The organism is Vescimonas sp., assembly GCF_057856985.1.
In genome coordinates, this window is the sequence record NZ_DBLZXX010000003.1 from 151,283 (window position 1) to 167,727 (window position 16,445).

The window sequence follows — 16,445 nt, forward strand, 5'->3', positions numbered from 1 at the left end:
GCCCTGCGGTCAATCCGCAGGGCGTTTTTTATGCAGACGGCAAAGCAGAGAAGCGGCGGCGCTGCTGACGCGGCGATAGAGCCGCCACAGCGGCGACAGGGCGCACCAGATGCGGCAGTACAGCCGGTAGCCGGTGCCGGACAGGTCCACCGGACGGTCGTCGCGGTAGAAGCCGGTAAGCACGCCGATGACCTGGCTCTCCTGCACCCGCTCCGTGGTCAGGCAGTTGTCACCGCGGATGAGGTAGCCCTCCGGCAGGACGCGTATCACCCGATGCAGGACATATTTCTCCCCCACGCGATACAGCGGGACATCGTAGCAGCGCAGGCGGCCCTGGGGCGGGCGGAGAATGACGGTGTCGCGGCCCGAGCGCAGCATGGGGTACATGCTGGTGCCCCACGTGGTGGCGGCGTAGACGCCCTCGGACGCCAGCACGTCCTCAATGCGGCAGGGGGTCATGGCTCCAGAAAGCCGTTATCGGCCATCTGGCGGAGCATGGCGGCTACATCGGCGGAGGCCTGCTCCGGTGTCACGTCGTAGGTCAGGGCCAGGCGCTCCGCCAGCTGCGGCTCCGTCAGGCCCTCCTGCAGGCCCTTCCAGATGATGCCGCCGGTCTCGTTGAGCTTCACCATGCCGTGAAAGTGGCGGGCGGCGTCGCCGGTGGCTACCACCACGGGTGCGCCCAGCACCTCACGGAGAATGAATCCGGATCTGAGTTTCATCACAATGCACTTCCTTCTTCGCCACAGCCATCAGGGCGGCGGTAATTTTCGTAGGGGAGACCGGTGAGGGCCTCGAAGCTGCAGCGGACGGCGTCGTCCGTCATGCCGCAGGTCAGCCGGTACACGGGGACACGGCGCAGCAGTGCGTCCAGAAAGCCCAGAGTGAGGTACTCCAGGGCGGGATCGTCCCGATGGTACGTCTGGCGGAACAGGGGCGTCAGCGCCTGCTCCGGCGGCAGGCGGCAGATGCGGTCCGTGCCGCGCTCCAGCAGGCAGACACCGCAGAGCGGGACACTGATGGGACTTTGCCACCGCTCTTTGCCAGCCCAGGGGGAGCCCCAGACGCGGACGGTGCCGTCAGGCTCCAGCGACAGAAACGGCTTGTCGCCGTTGACCACGGTGACGCGGCTGCCCAGGTACTGCCGCCACAGTCGGACATGGGTGGTCTTGCCGGTGCCGCTGGGTGCGGTGAACAGATAGGCGGCACCATCGAAGGCGATGGCGGCGCCGTGCATCAGAAACCGGTGGTGGGCGGGGAGCTGCGCGGCCAGACTGTCGTGGATACAGAGAAATTCCAGATAGGCGGGGGAGGCTGCGCCGTCTGCCAGGCGCATCGCCGTCTCGGGTTCGGCGCAGGCGGTGAGGACGGCGGGGGACTGGGGCGGTGCGATCTCGTAATCGCGGCAGAGCCGCCGCGTCAGCGGATGCTGGGCTGTGATCTCCGCAGGAAGGCCCGCGGCATCGATCCAGAAATGTTCCATGGGGCCTCCTTTCAGGCGTCCTGCGGGGGCACCAGCGCCACCGTGCGGTCCGCGATGGACAGCGCGGCGGGACGATGAGTGACGATGAGCACGGTCTTGTCCGTCATCTGCCGCAGGTTGGACAGCAGACGGGCCTCTGTGGCCTCGTCCAGTGCGCTGGTGGCTTCGTCCAGCAGCAGCACGGGGCGGTCGGCGAAGATGGCCCGGGCGATGGCGATACGCTGGAGCTGGCCCTCGGACAGACCCGCACCCCGCTCACCAATGGGAGTGTCCAGTCCCTGCTCCAGCGCGGCGGTGAAATCGTCGGCACAGGCGATGTGCAGCGCCCGCAGGATGCGGGCTTCATCGTTGGGGGAGGGGGCGTCGGAGAAGGCTACGATCTGGCGGATGGTGCCGCTGAGCAGGTGGTTGCCCTGGGGCACGTAGGAGAACAGGCCGCGCCAGCCGGCGTCCAGGGGGCGGTCGCCATCGGCGCTCCGCAGAAAGCATGCGCCGCTGTCCAGAGGGTAGATGCCCATCAGCAGCTTCAGAATGGTGCTCTTGCCGCAGCCGGAGGGACCTGTGAGGGCGATGCAGTTGCCCTTGTCCACGGTGAGGTCCAGGTGGGAGACAGTGGACGGCGGTGTCTCGTTGCCGCGGCTATGGTAGGTGAAGCAGGCATCATGCAGGCCAAAGGCGTGCAGCTCCTGCTGATAGAAGCGGTGTATCTCCGATGTGGGGACGGGGGAGACTGTGAGATCGTCAGGGAAGTGCTCCGCCTCCCGCAGGCGCTCGGCGCTGGCCAGCATGGCGTAGAAGCGGGGAAGGTAGCCGGTGAGATTGGCGAAGGGACCCTGTATCTGGGTAATGAGCTGCTGCACGGCGGCGAACACGCCGTAGCTCATGGTGCCGTGGAGGATGCCGCTGCCGCAGTAGATGACGCCTACCAGCAGGAATCCGTACATGGCGGCGCTGAAGCCCACGTTGCACAGGTTAGAGAACCGTGTGCGGGCCATGCGGGCCTGACGGTGGGCGTCCATGCGGGCATCGGCGTCCGCCGATACGGCCTTCTCGCGTCCGAAGATACGGACTACCAGCAGGCTGGACAGGCAATCCTGCAGGTAGATACGGAGACGGCCGTTTGCCTCCTGTATCCGTTTATGCAGGCGCTTGAGGGTACGGCGGAACACGGTGGCCAACAAGGCCAGTACGATGCCTGCCGGCAGGATGATGGCGGCCAGCCGCGGCTCCATGCGCAGCAGCACCGCCGCCGCAGCAATCAGGCGGACCAGCATGCCCGCGGCATTGGGAATTACCTGAGCCAGCGTGTCCGCCGTCACGGCGGTATCAGAGGTCAGGCGATTCAGCCACTCGCCGGAGTGCACGGCGGATACGGCGGCGTAGTCCTTTCGCAGCAGCGTCTGGAACAGGCGGGCCTTGAAGCGGTTTTCCAGCGTAGCGCGGGTGTACTCACTGAGATGGCGGTCCACCGCGCGGAGAACGATCTGGAAAGCCATCAGGCTCACCAGCCAGATAGCACTGCGGACAAAGGTCTGGGTCTGGCCGGCGGTGGCCGCATCGATCAGCGCCCGCAGGATCAGCGCGTAGCCTACGCCGCACAGGGCCAGAACAGATTGCACCGCCAGCAGCAGGGCGGTGAGGTATCCGGCACGGCCCGCCACCGAGGCAATCCAACGGATGACGCCGGATGCCGGCGCAGCAGAACGGGGCATAGTATTCCTCCCCAAAATGGTCTGGATAGGCAGAAAGCTGTCGGTACGACGGCAAAATGCACATATACAACTAATTATACGGTTCAAGGCGGGCCGCGTCAAGTGATTTGGGGGCAGGAGGGAGGCTTTTGGTGTCTGCGGATAAAAAATTTTGAAATTATGAGAAAATTTCTCTTGCATTTTGTGGAGCAGTGTGATATTATAACTAAGCTGTCGTTGAGACATGCGCCGTTAGCTCAGCTGGATAGAGCGTCTGGCTACGGACCAGAAGGCCGGGGGTTCGAATCCCTCACGGCGTGCCAAAAAGACCCGAAACCTTACGGTTTTGGGTCTTTTTGTTTGCATAAGTTGTTGTTTTCTCCCGCTGCTTTTTTCTGACCCAAACGCTGACCCCAACGGGCGCGGATAGCGGAAAGGTCTATACCGCACGGGAGAGGATGCTCCCCATGGTTTGCGCCGCTTTGAGCTGGGCGGCGGTGGTGACGTGGGCGTAGGTGTCCAGCGTAAAGCCCGCGGAGTAGTGGCCCAGCATGGAGGACACCGTTTTTACATCCACGCCGTTCTGGAGCGCCATGGTCGCGAAGGTGTGGCGCAGGTCATGAAAGCGTATCCGTGGTAGCCCCGCTCGCTTTAGAACGCGGTGCAGCATGTGCAGCACGCTGTCCGGCGACATGGGGCCTCCGGTGGGCGATGGGAACACCCATTCGCTATTCCCGATCTTACATTTTTGCATTTTCAGTACGTCTATTGCGTCTGCCGACAGGGGCAGGGTGCGGTAGGCGTTTTTTGTTTTCAGCGGTGCCTCGACCACCTTGCCGTTTTGCCGGGAGATGGCTCGTTGCACCCTGACTGCACCGTGTTCAAAGTCCACATCTGTCCACTTTAGACCCAGCAGTTCGCCCCGCCGTAGGCCCGTGGCGAGGTCGAGGTAGTAGAGCTCGTACACGCCGCTGTCTTTGGCCTCCTGGAAGAAAGCACTGAGTTGGTCGGCGGTCAGGGTTTTCATCTCTTTGTGTTCGACTTTCGGCAAGGCGCAGCCCTGTGTCGGATTGCGGGTTACCAACTTCTGCTCCATGGCGAGATTGTATGCCGAGCCGATCATCTGGTGGATATTGCGGACAGTCTTTGGGGCCAGACCTTTCGGCTTTTTCTTGGCCTCAATGCGGTCTACCCGCCCGCCGTCCAACAGGTGCTTGTAGAACCGCTGTAAGTCCAGAGAAGTGCAATCTGCCAGCGGGATGCTGCCGATCTGCGGCTTGATGTGGTTTTTCAGAAAGCCTTGCGAGGTTTTGAATGTGGACGGTCTGAGTCTTACCTTCGCGTAGTTCTCCATCCAGATTTCAAGCCAACTGCCGACTGTGAAGCTTTTTGCCTTGCCATAGTCGATACCGATATTTTCTTCGATGGCGGTCTTTAGTTTCTCTTTCACTTCCGCCTGTGTCTTGCCTAGGACATTCTTGATGATGGCCTTGCCGGTCTCCGGATCGTGGCCGACGGTATAGCGGCCCTCCCATCGACCGTCTTTGCGCTTGCGGATGTTGCCCTCTCCATTCGCACGTCGTTTTGGCATAATATCACCCTCCTTTGTAACGGTATACAATACCGTAAAGGGTAGAGAAAAGCTACAGGAAGGGCGCACTATTATCAGAAAGTTATCAATTCCCAGCTGCCGCTTATCTTTGTTTATGGCGTAGCAAGATTTGAGCTGCTACGGAGACTTCCGCCGACTACAACGGTATAAAGCGTACCGATTTTCTATCAAAGCGCCGCCGCAAACCGTTGTGACACGGGGATTTGCGGCGACTTTTCTCAAATTTAGCGTCAAACCGTTCTGGGAACCTCGAAAAAAGCGTCAATTTCCAAAACCCGCAAACCCTTGCGGCAGCTCGCACTGCGGGCTGCTGTGAATAGGCATTGGCGCGAAAAGCGCCAATGCCTTTCTCCTGCTTTCTTTTTCGTCCTCGAAAAAGCCGTGAAAAGCGCAGGAAACGCAGCCATACCAACGCTTTCCAATGCATTGGTCATACGATTTTCAACACCTCCGGCACAAACGGCCACGTTTGCTTTCACCAGTGAAAGTGGGTACACACTCGGCTTTCGGAGAAAAATCGCACACAGCGGCTCGCACGCCGAAACAGGGGCGCTGTTCTCGCCGCTGCTTGGAGTATTTCGCTCCCCGCTACATTTGGGTAGATCTCCCAACGTGTAGGTTTGGGTAGATGTCCCAACGTCCATTGCAAAACCAAGTGTATTCTGCTACAATAATCTGAAAAGTCGTTAGAATGGAGGCGATACATGATATGCCCCTTATCATTGTTCGCAATGACATCACGAAAATGAGCGTGGACGCCATCGTCAACGCGGCGAAGGAATCTCTGCTGGGCGGAGGCGGCGTGGATGGCTGCATCCACCGTGCGGCGGGGCCGGAGCTGCTCCAAGAGTGCCGGACGCTGGGCGGTTGCCGAACCGGCGAGGCCAAGATCACCGGCGCGTACCGCCTGCCGTGCAAATATGTGATCCACACCGTCGGCCCTGTGTGGAACGGCGGTAAGTACGGCGAGCGGGAACAGCTCGCCTCCTGCTACCGGACGAGCCTTGCGCTGGCGAAGGAGCACGGCTGTGAGACGGTGGCATTTCCGCTGATCTCCTCCGGCGTTTTTGGCTATCCCAAGGATCAGGCGCTCCGGGTGGCGGTGGACACCATCAGCGAATTCCTCGCAGAAAACGACATGACGGTGTACATCGTCATTTTCGACCGCGCGGCGTACCAGATCGGCAATAAGCTGTTCGCGGATATCGCCGCCTACATCGACGACCACTATGTGGATGCCCACACCGACTTCCGCCGGGAGCGGATGCGCCGGATGGGCCTCGTTGAAAGCCGGATGCTGACCGCCTACGAGGACGCGCCCATGGCGGCCTCCGGGCTGGACGAGGCGCTTGCGCATTTGGACACCGGATTTTCAGAGACGCTGTTGAAGCTCATCGACCGCAGCGGAAAAAAGGACGCCGAGGTTTACAAGAAGGCCAACGTAGACCGCAAGCTGTTCTCGAAAATCCGCAACAACCCGGACTATAAGCCCTCCAAGCCCACGGCGGTGGCCTTCGCCATCGCGCTGGAGCTGAGCCTGCCGGAGACCCGCGACCTCATCGCACGCGCGGGCTACGCCCTCAGCCCCAGCAGCAAGTTTGACGTCATCATCGAGTATTTCATCATGCAGCGGGACTATGACATTTTCAAGATCAACGAGGCGCTGTTCGCGTTCGACCAGAGTTTGCTGGGGGCGTGAGGAAGAGAAATGAAAATTATACTCAGTCGAAAAGGATTTGATTCCGCAAACGGCGGCATTGTCAGCCCCATCTTTGAAGATGGCACGATGATTTCCTTTCCCATTCCCAGTGGGGATACCGATACCTATGATTCGCTCTACTACAATGGGATTCCATACTCCAAGATTTTACATGATTTGAGGTATAAGGGTGGGAACCACTGCCATGTCGACCCGGATTTGGATTTGAGTCGGCGTGCAAAGGAAATTGACGGCTGGTTTCCAGCGTTCGGTCAGCGGGATGCCGCGGCTTCTTACCTAAAGAATCTGGGTGTTGCGCCGGGAGATATTTTCCTGTTTTTTGGAAATTTCCACTTTGTTGAGTGCAAAAACGGGAAATACAAGTATTCGCGGGAGTGCGGTGATTTTTACCGTGAAAAAGATATTCAGGTGATTTGGGGCTACCTTCAGGTGGGGGAAATCCTTTCTGCGCCCGAAAAGCAAAAAGAAGCGTGGTGGCACCCCCATTCAACCGATGAGCGGACAAGCGGCACAGCGAATGTTATATTCAAGGCATCTGAGAGACTTTCTCTGGGTATCACCAAGCCCGGAGCGGGTTTGCTGCCCTTTGACAAAAAGCGCGTGCTGACGCTGGAGGGCGCAACAAAAGCAACTTGGGCGATGAATGAAGTGTACGATACGCAGCACATATACGGAAAGAGAAAGAACAGCGCAAAGGATCCAATAAAGGGATTATACTACGCGGGCATTTGGCAGGAACTTGGACTGATGGAATCGGATGCCTGCACGGAGTGGGCAAAAAGTATACTTTTATAACGAGGAGCGTAACACCATGACTTTTATCTGCTACCCCAAATGCACCACCTGCCAGAAGGCGCAGAAGTGGCTGGACGAGAACGGCATTTCCTATACATTCCGAGACATCAAAATGGAAAATCCTACTTACAACGAGCTGACCGCATGGCATGAGCGTAGCGGTCTGCCGCTGAAAAGGTTTTTTAACACCAGCGGTCTGCTATACAAATCTATGGGGCTAAAGGACAAGTTGCCCCAAATGAGCGAGGACGAGATGCTGAAGCTCCTTGCAGCAGACGGGATGCTGGTCAGGCGCCCGTTGCTGGTGGGCAATGACTTCGTGCTGGTCGGCTTCAAAGAAGCCGAGTGGGCGGAACGTCTGAAAACCCAATAAATGTCGCCCCACAGGCGACCAACCCCTCCTTCGGATGCGCTACAATGTGAGCACAGACAAACAAAGGAGGGCTTTTTTATGACGGAATTGGTTTTTATTTTGGATCGCAGCGGTTCTATGTCCGGGCTGGAATCGGACACCATCGGCGGCTTCAACTCCATGCTCGCACAGCAAAAGAAGGAGGCAGGCGAGGCGCTGGTCTCCACGGTGCTTTTCGCCAACGACAGCACGGTCATCCATGACCGCCTGCCGCTGAGCGAGGTGCCTCCCCTGACGGAAAAGGAGTATTTCACCTGCGGCTGCACGGCGCTGCTGGACGCCGTGGGCGGCGCCATCCACCACATCGGCAACATTCACAAGTACGCCCGCCGGGAGGATGTGCCGGAGAAGACGCTATTCATCATCACCACCGACGGCTACGAAAACGCCAGTCGTCGCTATGATTACGAGCGAGTGCGCCGCATGATTGAACGGCAGAAGGAGAAGTACGGCTGGGAGTTTTTGTTCCTCGGCGCAAACATTGACGCGGCCAAGGAGGCGGCACGCTTCGGCATCGGTGCGGACCGCTCGGTGAACTACAAGTGCGACGAGGCGGGCACGGCGCTGAATTACGAGGTCATCAGCGAGGCGGTGTGCAGCGTCCGCGCCGCCCGGCCGCTCAGCGCCGCATGGAAGCGCCGCATCGACGAGGACGTGCAAAAAAGAGGGAGGTAAGCGTATGTACGGAGCGATTTTGGGCGACATCGTGGGCAGCCCCTACGAGTTCGACTGCAACAACTATAAGGCGAAGGATTTTCCGCTGTTCAGCCGCCGTTCCGACTTCACCGATGACACGGTGATGACGCTGGCGGTGGCGAAGGCGCTGCTCAGCACCCGTGGGCAGGACGATGCCGCCATCAAAGCGGCACTGGTGCGGAAGATGCAGCGGCTGGGGCGTACCTACCCTGACCGGGGCTATGGCACCCATTTTGGCGGCTGGCTCTATGAGGATGACCCGCAGCCTTACCAAAGCTACGGCAACGGCAGTGCCATGCGGGCGTCTCCCGCCGCATGGCTGGCAACAGATATGGCGGAAACGCTGCGTCTGGCGCGGCTCACCGCCCAGGTGACCCACGACCACCCGGAGGGCATCAAGGGCGCACAGGCCACCGCCGCGGCCATCTTTCTCGCCCGCACGGGTCACGACAAAGCGGAAATCAAAGCGTATGTGGAGCGCGAATTCGGCTACGACCTCAGCCGCAGCTGCGATGAGATTCGTCCCACCTATCACCATGTGGAGAGCTGTCAGGAAACCGTACCGCAGGCTATTATTGCATTTCTGGAAAGCACAAGTTTTGAAGACGCGCTGCGCACGGCGGTGTCCCTCGGCGGCGACAGCGACACCCTCGCCGCCATCACCGGCAGCATCGCTGAGGCGTTCTACGGCGTGCCGGAGGAACTGCGGCAGGAGTGCCGCAAACGTCTGACGCCGGAACTGGCGGAGATTTTGCGCCGGTGGGAAAGCGCGCTTTACAACGAAAAAAACTGTGGTAGAATTTGAAATGGAGAACAAAATAAGGAGGGGCTTCCATGGCGATTCTGAATTTTTCCGATGTGCTTAAAAATGTGGGGCTTGACCCGAAGCGGGTAAAACTGATCCGGCATTCGCTGGGTGACAAGGCATTCAAGAAATGCTATGATAAGGGCATGGTGGAAGAATACACCCGCGTACAGAGTGAAACCTTCAGCAACGGGTATGATTATTGGTGCGTATTTATCAGCGACAAGAGTACGACGGCAAAGTTTTTCGCCTGCTACAAGGTAAGCGGCGGCGTTATTGACACGCAGGACACGAAGCCAAAGGGTTTCCCGCTGGAGGATTGGTTCCAAGGGCAGCGGATGTTTTACAATCTGGAGCGCATTGACCTGCTGAAGGAATACGAAGGCAGGCTCTTAATCGAATGGGGTAAAAGCGCGCTTGCCTGGGCGCAGAAAGGCACCAATGAAAAGCCTATTGTGGCCATTCGGGACAAGAAGATTTTTTCCGGCTACGAAAACGCGATCCTTACCTATGAAGAGCTTCGGGAGATCGTGCAGGACCCCACGGCATACGAAACGTGGCACACGGCGCTTTCCACCGTCAACGCGGTCTACCTCATTGTTGACCGGGAAAACGGACGGAAGTATGTTGGCTCCGCTTACGGCAAGGGAGGCTTATTGGGGCGCTGGACGCACTATGTGAAGTCGCTGCACGGCGACAACAAGTTGATGAAGGAGCTGCTCTGCGACTATCCGGATAGGTATACGCACTTTCAGTTCTCGATTTTGCAGCTCCTGCCAAAGGCCGTGACGCCCGATGAAGTGATCCAAACGGAGACCCTTTGGAAGAAAAAGCTACTGACCTATGAGCCTCTCGGCATGAATGCGAACTGACTGTTCGAATTCTCCTGCCGTACATCTGTCTTTGACCCACTTTTGACCCAGAACGGAACCGGAGCAGGCAGGGCTGGGCGGAAACAATGGAAAATCCTCCGAGTGAACGGCGGTAAAAAGCACAAATCGGAGCCGAAATGGCTCCGATTTGTGCTTGAGACAACCTACGGACCAGAAGGCCGGGGGTTCGAATCCCTCACGGCGTGCCAAAAAGACCCGAAACCGTAAGGCTTCGGGTCTTTTTGTTTGCATAAGTTACTAATTACGGATGCTGCCGATCTGCGGCTTGATGAGGTTCTTGAGGAAGCCTTGCGAGGTTTTGAATGTGGATGACCGCAGTTTGATTTTGCGTAGTTCTCCATCCAGACATCAAGCCAACTCCCCACGGCGATTGCCGGTCTCCGTATCATGGGCGACTGTGTACCGGCCCTCCCGCCGACCATTATTGCGCTTGCGGATGTTGCCTTACAGAAGCATACATCGCTCTTTCGTCAGCAGTCTTTCAAAGGCTATGTGCCATGTGGGGGAATATCGGCAGTGCCTGATAACCGCCCAGCCAGTAACAGGTAAATGCGGCAGCCTCTACCTTTGCCGGGATGCAGCAAGATAGCCCCGCAGATGTACTGGCAGATCCGTCATGCCGTCAATCAGGCGTAAGACCCTGCTCGAGCCTCTCACCGCTTTTCCATCGGAACTTGTTTCGTTATACTTCCCGGCGCAGCACTCGGTAGACAAAGGACATATCCAGTCCGCCGCGTACCACATCCGCCAGCAGGTCATATTGCCGTTCCTTGTAGCCGTAGGCGTCAAAGGTCGCCAGCGCGTCAAAGGACACGCCCTTTCTGGCGCACAGTGCTTTCAGGATCGTATCGGCGATACCCGGCGCGTCAAAAATGCCGTGGACATAGCTGCCGTATACGTTTCTGCTGCCGGTGAGGGCGGGCATCTGCTGCTGACTGCGGCCCATGTGGATCTCGTATCCCTCGTAGGCCAGGCCGTTCAGGCCGGAGAGCATTCCCTCCACACCGCGAAAGACGCCTTGCGTCTGAGTCTGCACCTTTTCACCCCGGAATTCGGTGTCCATCTCCAGCAGGCCCAAACCGTTGATCTCCGTGACACCGGCGGACTCCACCTGCTCCGGGTCGGACACGGTGCGTCCCAGCATCTGATAGCCGCCGCAGACGCCGAAGATCAGCGTGCCGGCGTCAGCCGCCTTTAAAATGGCCGCCTCCAGACCGGACTGCCGCAGCCAGCGCAGGTCGGCAATGGTGCTCTTGGTACCCGGCAGCAGGATCATGTCCGGCTGATGGAGGTCGCCCACCTGATCCACATAGCGCAGCGACACGTTTTCGTAATGTTCGAAGGGGCTGAAATCCGTGAAATTGGAGATGCGCGGCACACGGATCACCGCGATATCCAAGAGCTTTCGCTCTTTGGAGCGGTCAAACCGCTCGGTCAGGCTGTCTTCATCGTCGATGTCTACATGGGCGTAGGGGATGACCCCCGCCACCGGGATGCCGCACAGCTGCTCCAGCGTCTTCAGTCCCGGTTCCAGAATGGCCCGGTCGCCCCGAAACTTGTTGACCACCACGCCCTTGATGCGGCGGCGCTCGTCCTCCTCCAGCAGCGCCACTGTGCCGTAGAGCTGGGCGAACACGCCGCCTCGGTCGATGTCGCCCACCAGCAGCACCGGCGCGTCCACCAGCTTGGCAAGGCCCATATTGACGATATCGTCCTGCTTGAGGTTGATCTCCGCAGGGCTGCCTGCCCCCTCAATGACGATCACGTCATACTCTGCTGCCAGACTGTTGTAGGCCTCCAGCACGGCGGGGATATAGTCCCGCTTGCGGCGGAAATACTCCATGGCCTGCATATTGCCCCGCACCTGTCCGTTGACGATGACCTGACTGCCCACGTCGGTGGTGGGCTTGAGCAGGATGGGGTTCATGCGGGTATCCGGCTCGATCCCGGCGGCCTCTGCCTGCACCACCTGCGCCCGGCCCATCTCGCCGCCGTCCCTGGTAATGAAGGAGTTCAGCGCCATGTTCTGGCTCTTGAACGGCGCCACGCGGTAGCCGTCTTGCTTCAAAACGCGGCAGAGTCCCGCCGCCAGCAGGCTTTTTCCCGCATTGGACATGGTCCCCTGTATCATAATATTCATTGCCATAGTGATTTCTCCTTGCAGAATTGCCGAATGGCCGTTATCAACGCCTCGTTTTCCCCATGAGGCCGCACGGCGATGCGATACCACCCGTCGTCCAGCCCGTTGTAATTCCCACAGCCGCGGATGGCGATACCCTGCTGCAGCAACCCCTCCCGCAGCCCCAGCGGCCCGCGGAACAGCAGGTAATTGGCGTGGGACGGGCATACCCAGAAGCCCAGCGCCGTCAGGTTATCTGTGAGCCATCGCCGCTCCGTGCGGACGAGGGACAGCGTCCTTTGCAGAAAATCCCGCTCCGCCAGCGCCGCCACACCGGCGCTCTGGGCCAGCGAGGATACGTTCCACGGCGGGGACGCGGCTGCCATGTCGTGCAGCAGCGCATTGTCGGCGCACAGGCAGTACCCGAGCCGTATACCGGCCATGCCGTAGCTCTTGGTAAAGGCCTTCAGAATCAGCAGCGCCGGGTGCGCTGCCAGAAGGGACCTGGCGCTGATGCCGTCCTCCGTGAGATCGAGGAAGCACTCGTCCAGAAACAGCCGCGTCCCCTGTGCCGCGCAGACTTGCAGGATCTGTTCCAGCAGCGGCAGCGGCAGCAGCCGTCCGGTGGGGTTGTTGGGGGTGCAGAGGAATACCACCTCCGGTTTTTTCTCCTCTAAGAAGGACAGAAATCTATCGTCCAAATCAAAATTCTGCGCCTGATGCAGGAAATACCGCTCTACGCGGCAACCTACCTGCGTCAGTCCCGCCCCATATTCCACAAAGGTGGGGGCCAGCTCCACCGCCGTCCGGGGCCGCAGAGCGGTGCAGTATGCGTAGATCAGGTCCGCCGCGCCGTTTCCGCAGAGAATATAGGACGCCGGCACCTGCTCGTGGCCTGCGATAGCCTGCACCAGCCGGCGGCAGTAGGGATCTGGGTAGCGATATAGCTGGGGCAGAGACCGGCACATCGCCTCCAGTACGCCGGGAGGCGTACCAAGGGGGTTGGTGTTGGCGGAAAAATCCAACGTGATACCGCCGCCGTATACATCGCCGCCGTGTTGATTTTCTGTTTGATACAGCATCTATGTCTCCTTTACAGTGCAAAGGGCAGCTTGGCCGCACAGCTCAAAAGCAGGGCGAGGAGCGCCGTGACGGTCATCAGGCGGCACACACGGGGGATGTCCTCGTGGGTGATCTCCCGCGATGCATCGCCGATATACTCCTTTTTGTGCAGCACACCGTGGTACCACGCATCCCCGGCCAGACGCAGGCCCAGAAGCCCGGCGCAGACAGATTCCGTCTGGGCTGAGTTGGGACTGGCGTGCTTTCGGCGGTCGCGGCGGAAGATCCGCCAGCCTGCCGCCGTATCCAGCCCCATCAGGCCGCCCGCCGCCAGCATCAGAAGCGCCGACAGCCGCGCCGGGATGTAATTCACCACGTCGTCTGCCTTGGCGGGTACCAGACCGATGTTCTTATAGGGCGGCTCCACATACCCCAGCATGGAGTCCATGGTGTTCACCGCCTTGTAGAAAAAGCCCAGCGGCGCGCCGCCGATGGCCAGAAACAGCAGCGGCGCCACCACGCCGTCGGAGGTGTTCTCCGCCACCGTTTCCACGGCGGCACGGGTCACGGCGGCATCGTCCAGCCGGTCGGTGTCCCGCCCCACGATCATGGAGACGGCGTGGCGGGAGGCCGCCAGATCGCCGCTCTCCAGCGCGTCATAGACCTTCATGCTCTCATCCCGCAGGGACTTGACGGCCAGGATCTGCCAGCACATCACGCTCTCCAGCGCCAGACGCAGCCATGGGCTGACCAGACCGCTCAGCCACAGCAGCAGAGCCGGAACGGCGGTGGATACGATGACCACCGCGCCCCACAGGATGGCGCCCGCCGCCCGCTCTCCGGACGGCGTTTTGGGGCATATGCACCGCAGTGCCCGCTCCAACACGCTGATACACTTCCCAATCAGGACCACCGGATGGGGAAAGCCGTGGGGGTCACCCACCAGAAGGTCTATGCAAAAGCCGATAACAAGTGCCGCAAGCGACCACATCATGCCGTTTCTCCTCCGCCCTGCATCGTAAAAATATAAATGGGATTCTGTCCGCTCATCAGGTGGTAGCTTCCGGCTTTTCTGTCCCGCGCCGCTTGCAGGGATACCACCTCCGTCTCCGCAAAGGGGAACGCCGTCAGGCAGTCCGTCAGTTCAGCCACGGATTCCAGCGAAACGGCCGTGGCCACGATGCGGACATGGGGATTTTTTGCCAGCAGCAGCGCCACGATCTCGTGCATATTGCCGGCACTGCCGCCGATGAATGCGTGAGTGGGGGCCGGCAGACCGACGCAGGCCTCCGGCGCGCCGCCGCAGACCACCTGTAAGTTTTCCAATGCAAACCGATTACGGTTTTGCTCCAGCAGCGCTGCGGCATCCTCCCGCCGCTCTACGGCGCAGACAAGCCCCTGCTTTGCCTGTAGGGCCATTTCCACCGACACCGAGCCAGTACCGGCGCCGATGTCCCAGCAGACGCTCCGCTCCGTCAGCCGCAGCTTGGAAAGGCACACCGCCCGCACCTCACTTTTGGTCATGGGTACCACGGGCATTCCCTCCGCACTGCGGAGAAAGGCGTCGTCCGGCAGACCCGGTGTGACCACCGCGTCGGGATGGGGATTTTCGATAAGCGCCACGCTCAGAGGGGCATAGACGCCATCCGTCAGCTCTGCCGCCGTGCCGCGCACGATGCGCTCATCCGGGTAGCCCAGACGCTGTCCCACATACACAAGGACGTGGCCCAGATCACCCTCTGCCAGCGTGCGGCACAGGTCATTGATGCCGCGCTCGCCGCCTACCAGCGCGAAAAGGCGGCTGGTCGCCCGCACCTCCGGTAGGATGTTGTGCTGCCGCCCGTGGAGACTCACCACCCGGACATCCTCATAGGACGTCCGGAGCCGGGCGCACAGATAGGACAACGAGCTCAAACCCGGCAGCACCGCCGTGTCGCAGCCCTCCAGCAGCGGCAGCAGCTTTTTCGTGCCGCTGAAGAAGCCGGTATCGCCGGACATGACCACCGCAAAGCGGCGGAACTCCCGGTGGGCGCGGATAAAGTCCGCAATATCCTGCGGCGCAATGGCGTCATAGGTGGGCTGCCCCTGCCGCGCCACCGCCTCCAGCATCCGCTTTGCGCCGATGAGACAGTCCGCCGCATCAATGGTCCCACTGACCTCATGGGTCATAGCCTCCCGGCTGCCGGGGCCGATGCCGACGATCCGTACCTGCGGCCGGACGGTGCAGCCGAACCGCTTACACAGCACATCCAGCACCGCCGCAAAGGGAAGACCCTCCCGCTGGGGTGGACGTCCGATGACCACCAGACCTGCGCCCGCCTTTCGGGCGGCGGACGCCTTCGCGGGAAAGCCGCCGGCTTCGCCGCCGTCCTTGGTCACCATCCATGCGGCGTCGGCAAAACGCAGTGTGGCCAGATCCATCTCCTCGGAGAAAGGCCCCTGCATGGCGATGACATGGGTGGCCTTCAGCCCCGCTGCGCGGCAGGCCTCCAGCGAGGCATCCATAGGCAGCACCCGGGCGTATACCCGCTGGGTAAAATCGGGGATGCTGCTATACGCCGCCAGTTCCTTACTGCCGGTGGTCAGCAGGATATTGCCCCGCGTAGTCTCCAGAAATGCGGCGGCGGCCGCCGCATTCTCCACGCAGACCACATCCTCCGCCTGTTCGGAGGATTGCCGCAGCAGACGCAGATACTCCGTCTCCGTTTCCCGACAAGCTGTGCAGATGCTCTCGGTGATGGAGGTGGCATAGGGGTGGGTAGCGTCGATGACCAGATCGAACCGCGTCCCTTGCAGCATCCGGATGATGTCCTCCACCGGAATACGCCCCGCCAGGATCGTAATGTTTTCCGCTTCCGGCAGCAGCGTTTCGCCGTACTCCGTGGCTACGCATACCGTAGCCTGCACCGGCTGTCCGGCCAGGAATTCCACCAGCTCCCGGCCCTCCGTGGTGCCGGCAAACACGCAGATATTACACATTGCGGTATCCTCTGGGCGTGACCAGCTGACCGGCCACCGTTTTGACGGCAGCGCTGCCGATCAGCACGGTGCAGAACATATCCACCTCTGCCTCCCGCAGCTCTGCCAGCGTCAGGATGCGGCTGCTCTGCCCCTCACGGCCAATATTGCGCACGATGCCGCACAGCCGCTCTCCCGG

Annotated in this window: 16 protein-coding genes, 1 tRNA gene and 1 pseudogene; 7 read left to right on the top strand and 11 right to left on the bottom strand. The window is 60.2% G+C overall.

Annotated features, from left to right (window positions below; all coding sequences use genetic code 11):
- Nucleotides 1-9 precede the first annotated feature (9 nt).
- Genes ACZM22_RS04805 through ACZM22_RS04820 form a run of 4 tightly spaced genes read right to left on the bottom strand, consistent with a single transcriptional unit; the run spans nt 10 to nt 3,195 of the window.
- Nucleotides 10-459, bottom strand: a complete 450-nt coding sequence (locus ACZM22_RS04805; protein WP_483268852.1) for a S24/S26 family peptidase — start codon at nt 457-459, stop codon at nt 10-12.
- Nucleotides 456-722: a PqqD family protein gene (locus ACZM22_RS04810; RefSeq protein ID WP_489543281.1), complete on the bottom strand. Its 267-nt coding sequence runs from the start codon at nt 720-722 to the stop codon at nt 456-458. The genes ACZM22_RS04805 and ACZM22_RS04810 overlap by 4 nt, the downstream gene beginning before the upstream one ends.
- Nucleotides 722-1,483, bottom strand: coding sequence for a hypothetical protein (locus ACZM22_RS04815; RefSeq protein ID WP_489543282.1), 762 nt, complete (start codon nt 1,481-1,483; stop codon nt 722-724). Before ACZM22_RS04815 ends, ACZM22_RS04810 begins: the two co-directional genes overlap by 1 nt.
- An 11-nt stretch (nt 1,484-1,494) precedes the next feature.
- Nucleotides 1,495-3,195 (bottom strand): ABC transporter ATP-binding protein, encoded by a 1,701-nt coding sequence (locus ACZM22_RS04820; protein ID WP_489543283.1) that lies wholly within the window; start codon nt 3,193-3,195, stop codon nt 1,495-1,497.
- Between the two features lie 225 nt (nt 3,196-3,420).
- Between ACZM22_RS04820 and ACZM22_RS04825 the strand changes: the two genes are divergently transcribed.
- A tRNA-Arg gene (locus ACZM22_RS04825) sits at nt 3,421-3,497 on the top strand.
- A gap of 116 nt (nt 3,498-3,613) precedes the next feature.
- Here the strand turns inward: ACZM22_RS04825 and ACZM22_RS04830 are convergent.
- Together ACZM22_RS04830 and ACZM22_RS04835 are read right to left on the bottom strand one after the other, a co-directional pair.
- Nucleotides 3,614-4,765 (bottom strand): tyrosine-type recombinase/integrase, encoded by a 1,152-nt coding sequence (locus tag ACZM22_RS04830; protein ID WP_489543284.1) that lies wholly within the window; start codon nt 4,763-4,765, stop codon nt 3,614-3,616.
- Nucleotides 4,766-5,016: 251 nt separating this feature from the next.
- Nucleotides 5,017-5,220, bottom strand: a complete 204-nt coding sequence (locus ACZM22_RS04835) for a hypothetical protein (protein WP_489543285.1) — start codon at nt 5,218-5,220, stop codon at nt 5,017-5,019.
- Between the two features lie 275 nt (nt 5,221-5,495).
- Here ACZM22_RS04835 and ACZM22_RS04840 point away from each other — a divergent pair, with 275 nt between their 5' ends.
- The 6 genes from ACZM22_RS04840 to ACZM22_RS04865 all read left to right on the top strand — a co-directional run bounded on the left by ACZM22_RS04840 (nt 5,496) and on the right by ACZM22_RS04865 (nt 10,086).
- Nucleotides 5,496-6,485, top strand: coding sequence for an O-acetyl-ADP-ribose deacetylase (locus ACZM22_RS04840; protein ID WP_489543286.1), 990 nt, complete (start codon nt 5,496-5,498; stop codon nt 6,483-6,485).
- A gap of 9 nt (nt 6,486-6,494) precedes the next feature.
- On the top strand, nt 6,495-7,301 hold the full coding sequence (locus ACZM22_RS04845) for an Nmad3 family putative nucleotide modification protein (protein WP_489543287.1): 807 nt from the start codon (nt 6,495-6,497) through the stop codon (nt 7,299-7,301).
- Nucleotides 7,302-7,317: 16 nt separating this feature from the next.
- A complete protein-coding gene (locus ACZM22_RS04850; RefSeq protein ID WP_489543288.1) occupies nt 7,318-7,674 on the top strand; it encodes an arsenate reductase family protein in 357 nt (118 codons plus the stop codon).
- Nucleotides 7,675-7,752: 78 nt separating this feature from the next.
- Nucleotides 7,753-8,388, top strand: coding sequence for a vWA domain-containing protein (locus ACZM22_RS04855; RefSeq protein ID WP_489543289.1), 636 nt, complete (start codon nt 7,753-7,755; stop codon nt 8,386-8,388).
- Nucleotides 8,389-8,392: 4 nt separating this feature from the next.
- Nucleotides 8,393-9,214 (top strand): ADP-ribosylglycohydrolase family protein, encoded by an 822-nt coding sequence (locus ACZM22_RS04860; RefSeq protein ID WP_489543290.1) that lies wholly within the window; start codon nt 8,393-8,395, stop codon nt 9,212-9,214.
- A 29-nt stretch (nt 9,215-9,243) separates the two neighbouring features.
- Nucleotides 9,244-10,086, top strand: coding sequence for a GIY-YIG nuclease family protein (locus ACZM22_RS04865; protein WP_489543291.1), 843 nt, complete (start codon nt 9,244-9,246; stop codon nt 10,084-10,086).
- 703 nt (nt 10,087-10,789) lie between these two features.
- Here ACZM22_RS04865 and ACZM22_RS04870 read toward each other — a convergent pair.
- The 5 genes and pseudogenes from ACZM22_RS04870 to ACZM22_RS04890 all read right to left on the bottom strand — a co-directional run.
- Nucleotides 10,790-12,253, bottom strand: a complete 1,464-nt coding sequence (locus ACZM22_RS04870; protein WP_489543292.1) for a cobyric acid synthase — start codon at nt 12,251-12,253, stop codon at nt 10,790-10,792.
- Nucleotides 12,244-13,308 carry a pyridoxal phosphate-dependent aminotransferase gene (locus ACZM22_RS04875; RefSeq protein ID WP_489543293.1) on the bottom strand — a complete coding sequence of 355 codons (1,065 nt, stop codon included), beginning with the start codon at nt 13,306-13,308 and terminating at the stop codon, nt 12,244-12,246. Before ACZM22_RS04875 ends, ACZM22_RS04870 begins: the two co-directional genes overlap by 10 nt.
- 11 nt (nt 13,309-13,319) lie before the next feature.
- Nucleotides 13,320-14,282: an adenosylcobinamide-phosphate synthase CbiB gene (gene cbiB / locus ACZM22_RS04880; protein ID WP_489543294.1), complete on the bottom strand. Its 963-nt coding sequence runs from the start codon at nt 14,280-14,282 to the stop codon at nt 13,320-13,322.
- Nucleotides 14,279-16,267 carry a precorrin-6A reductase gene (cobK, locus tag ACZM22_RS04885; RefSeq protein ID WP_489543295.1) on the bottom strand — a complete coding sequence of 663 codons (1,989 nt, stop codon included), beginning with the start codon at nt 16,265-16,267 and terminating at the stop codon, nt 14,279-14,281. Before cobK ends, cbiB begins: the two co-directional genes overlap by 4 nt.
- Nucleotides 16,260-16,445, bottom strand: a pseudogene (locus ACZM22_RS04890) (precorrin-3B C(17)-methyltransferase); the annotation flags it as partial. The gene cobK and the pseudogene ACZM22_RS04890, both read right to left, overlap by 8 nt.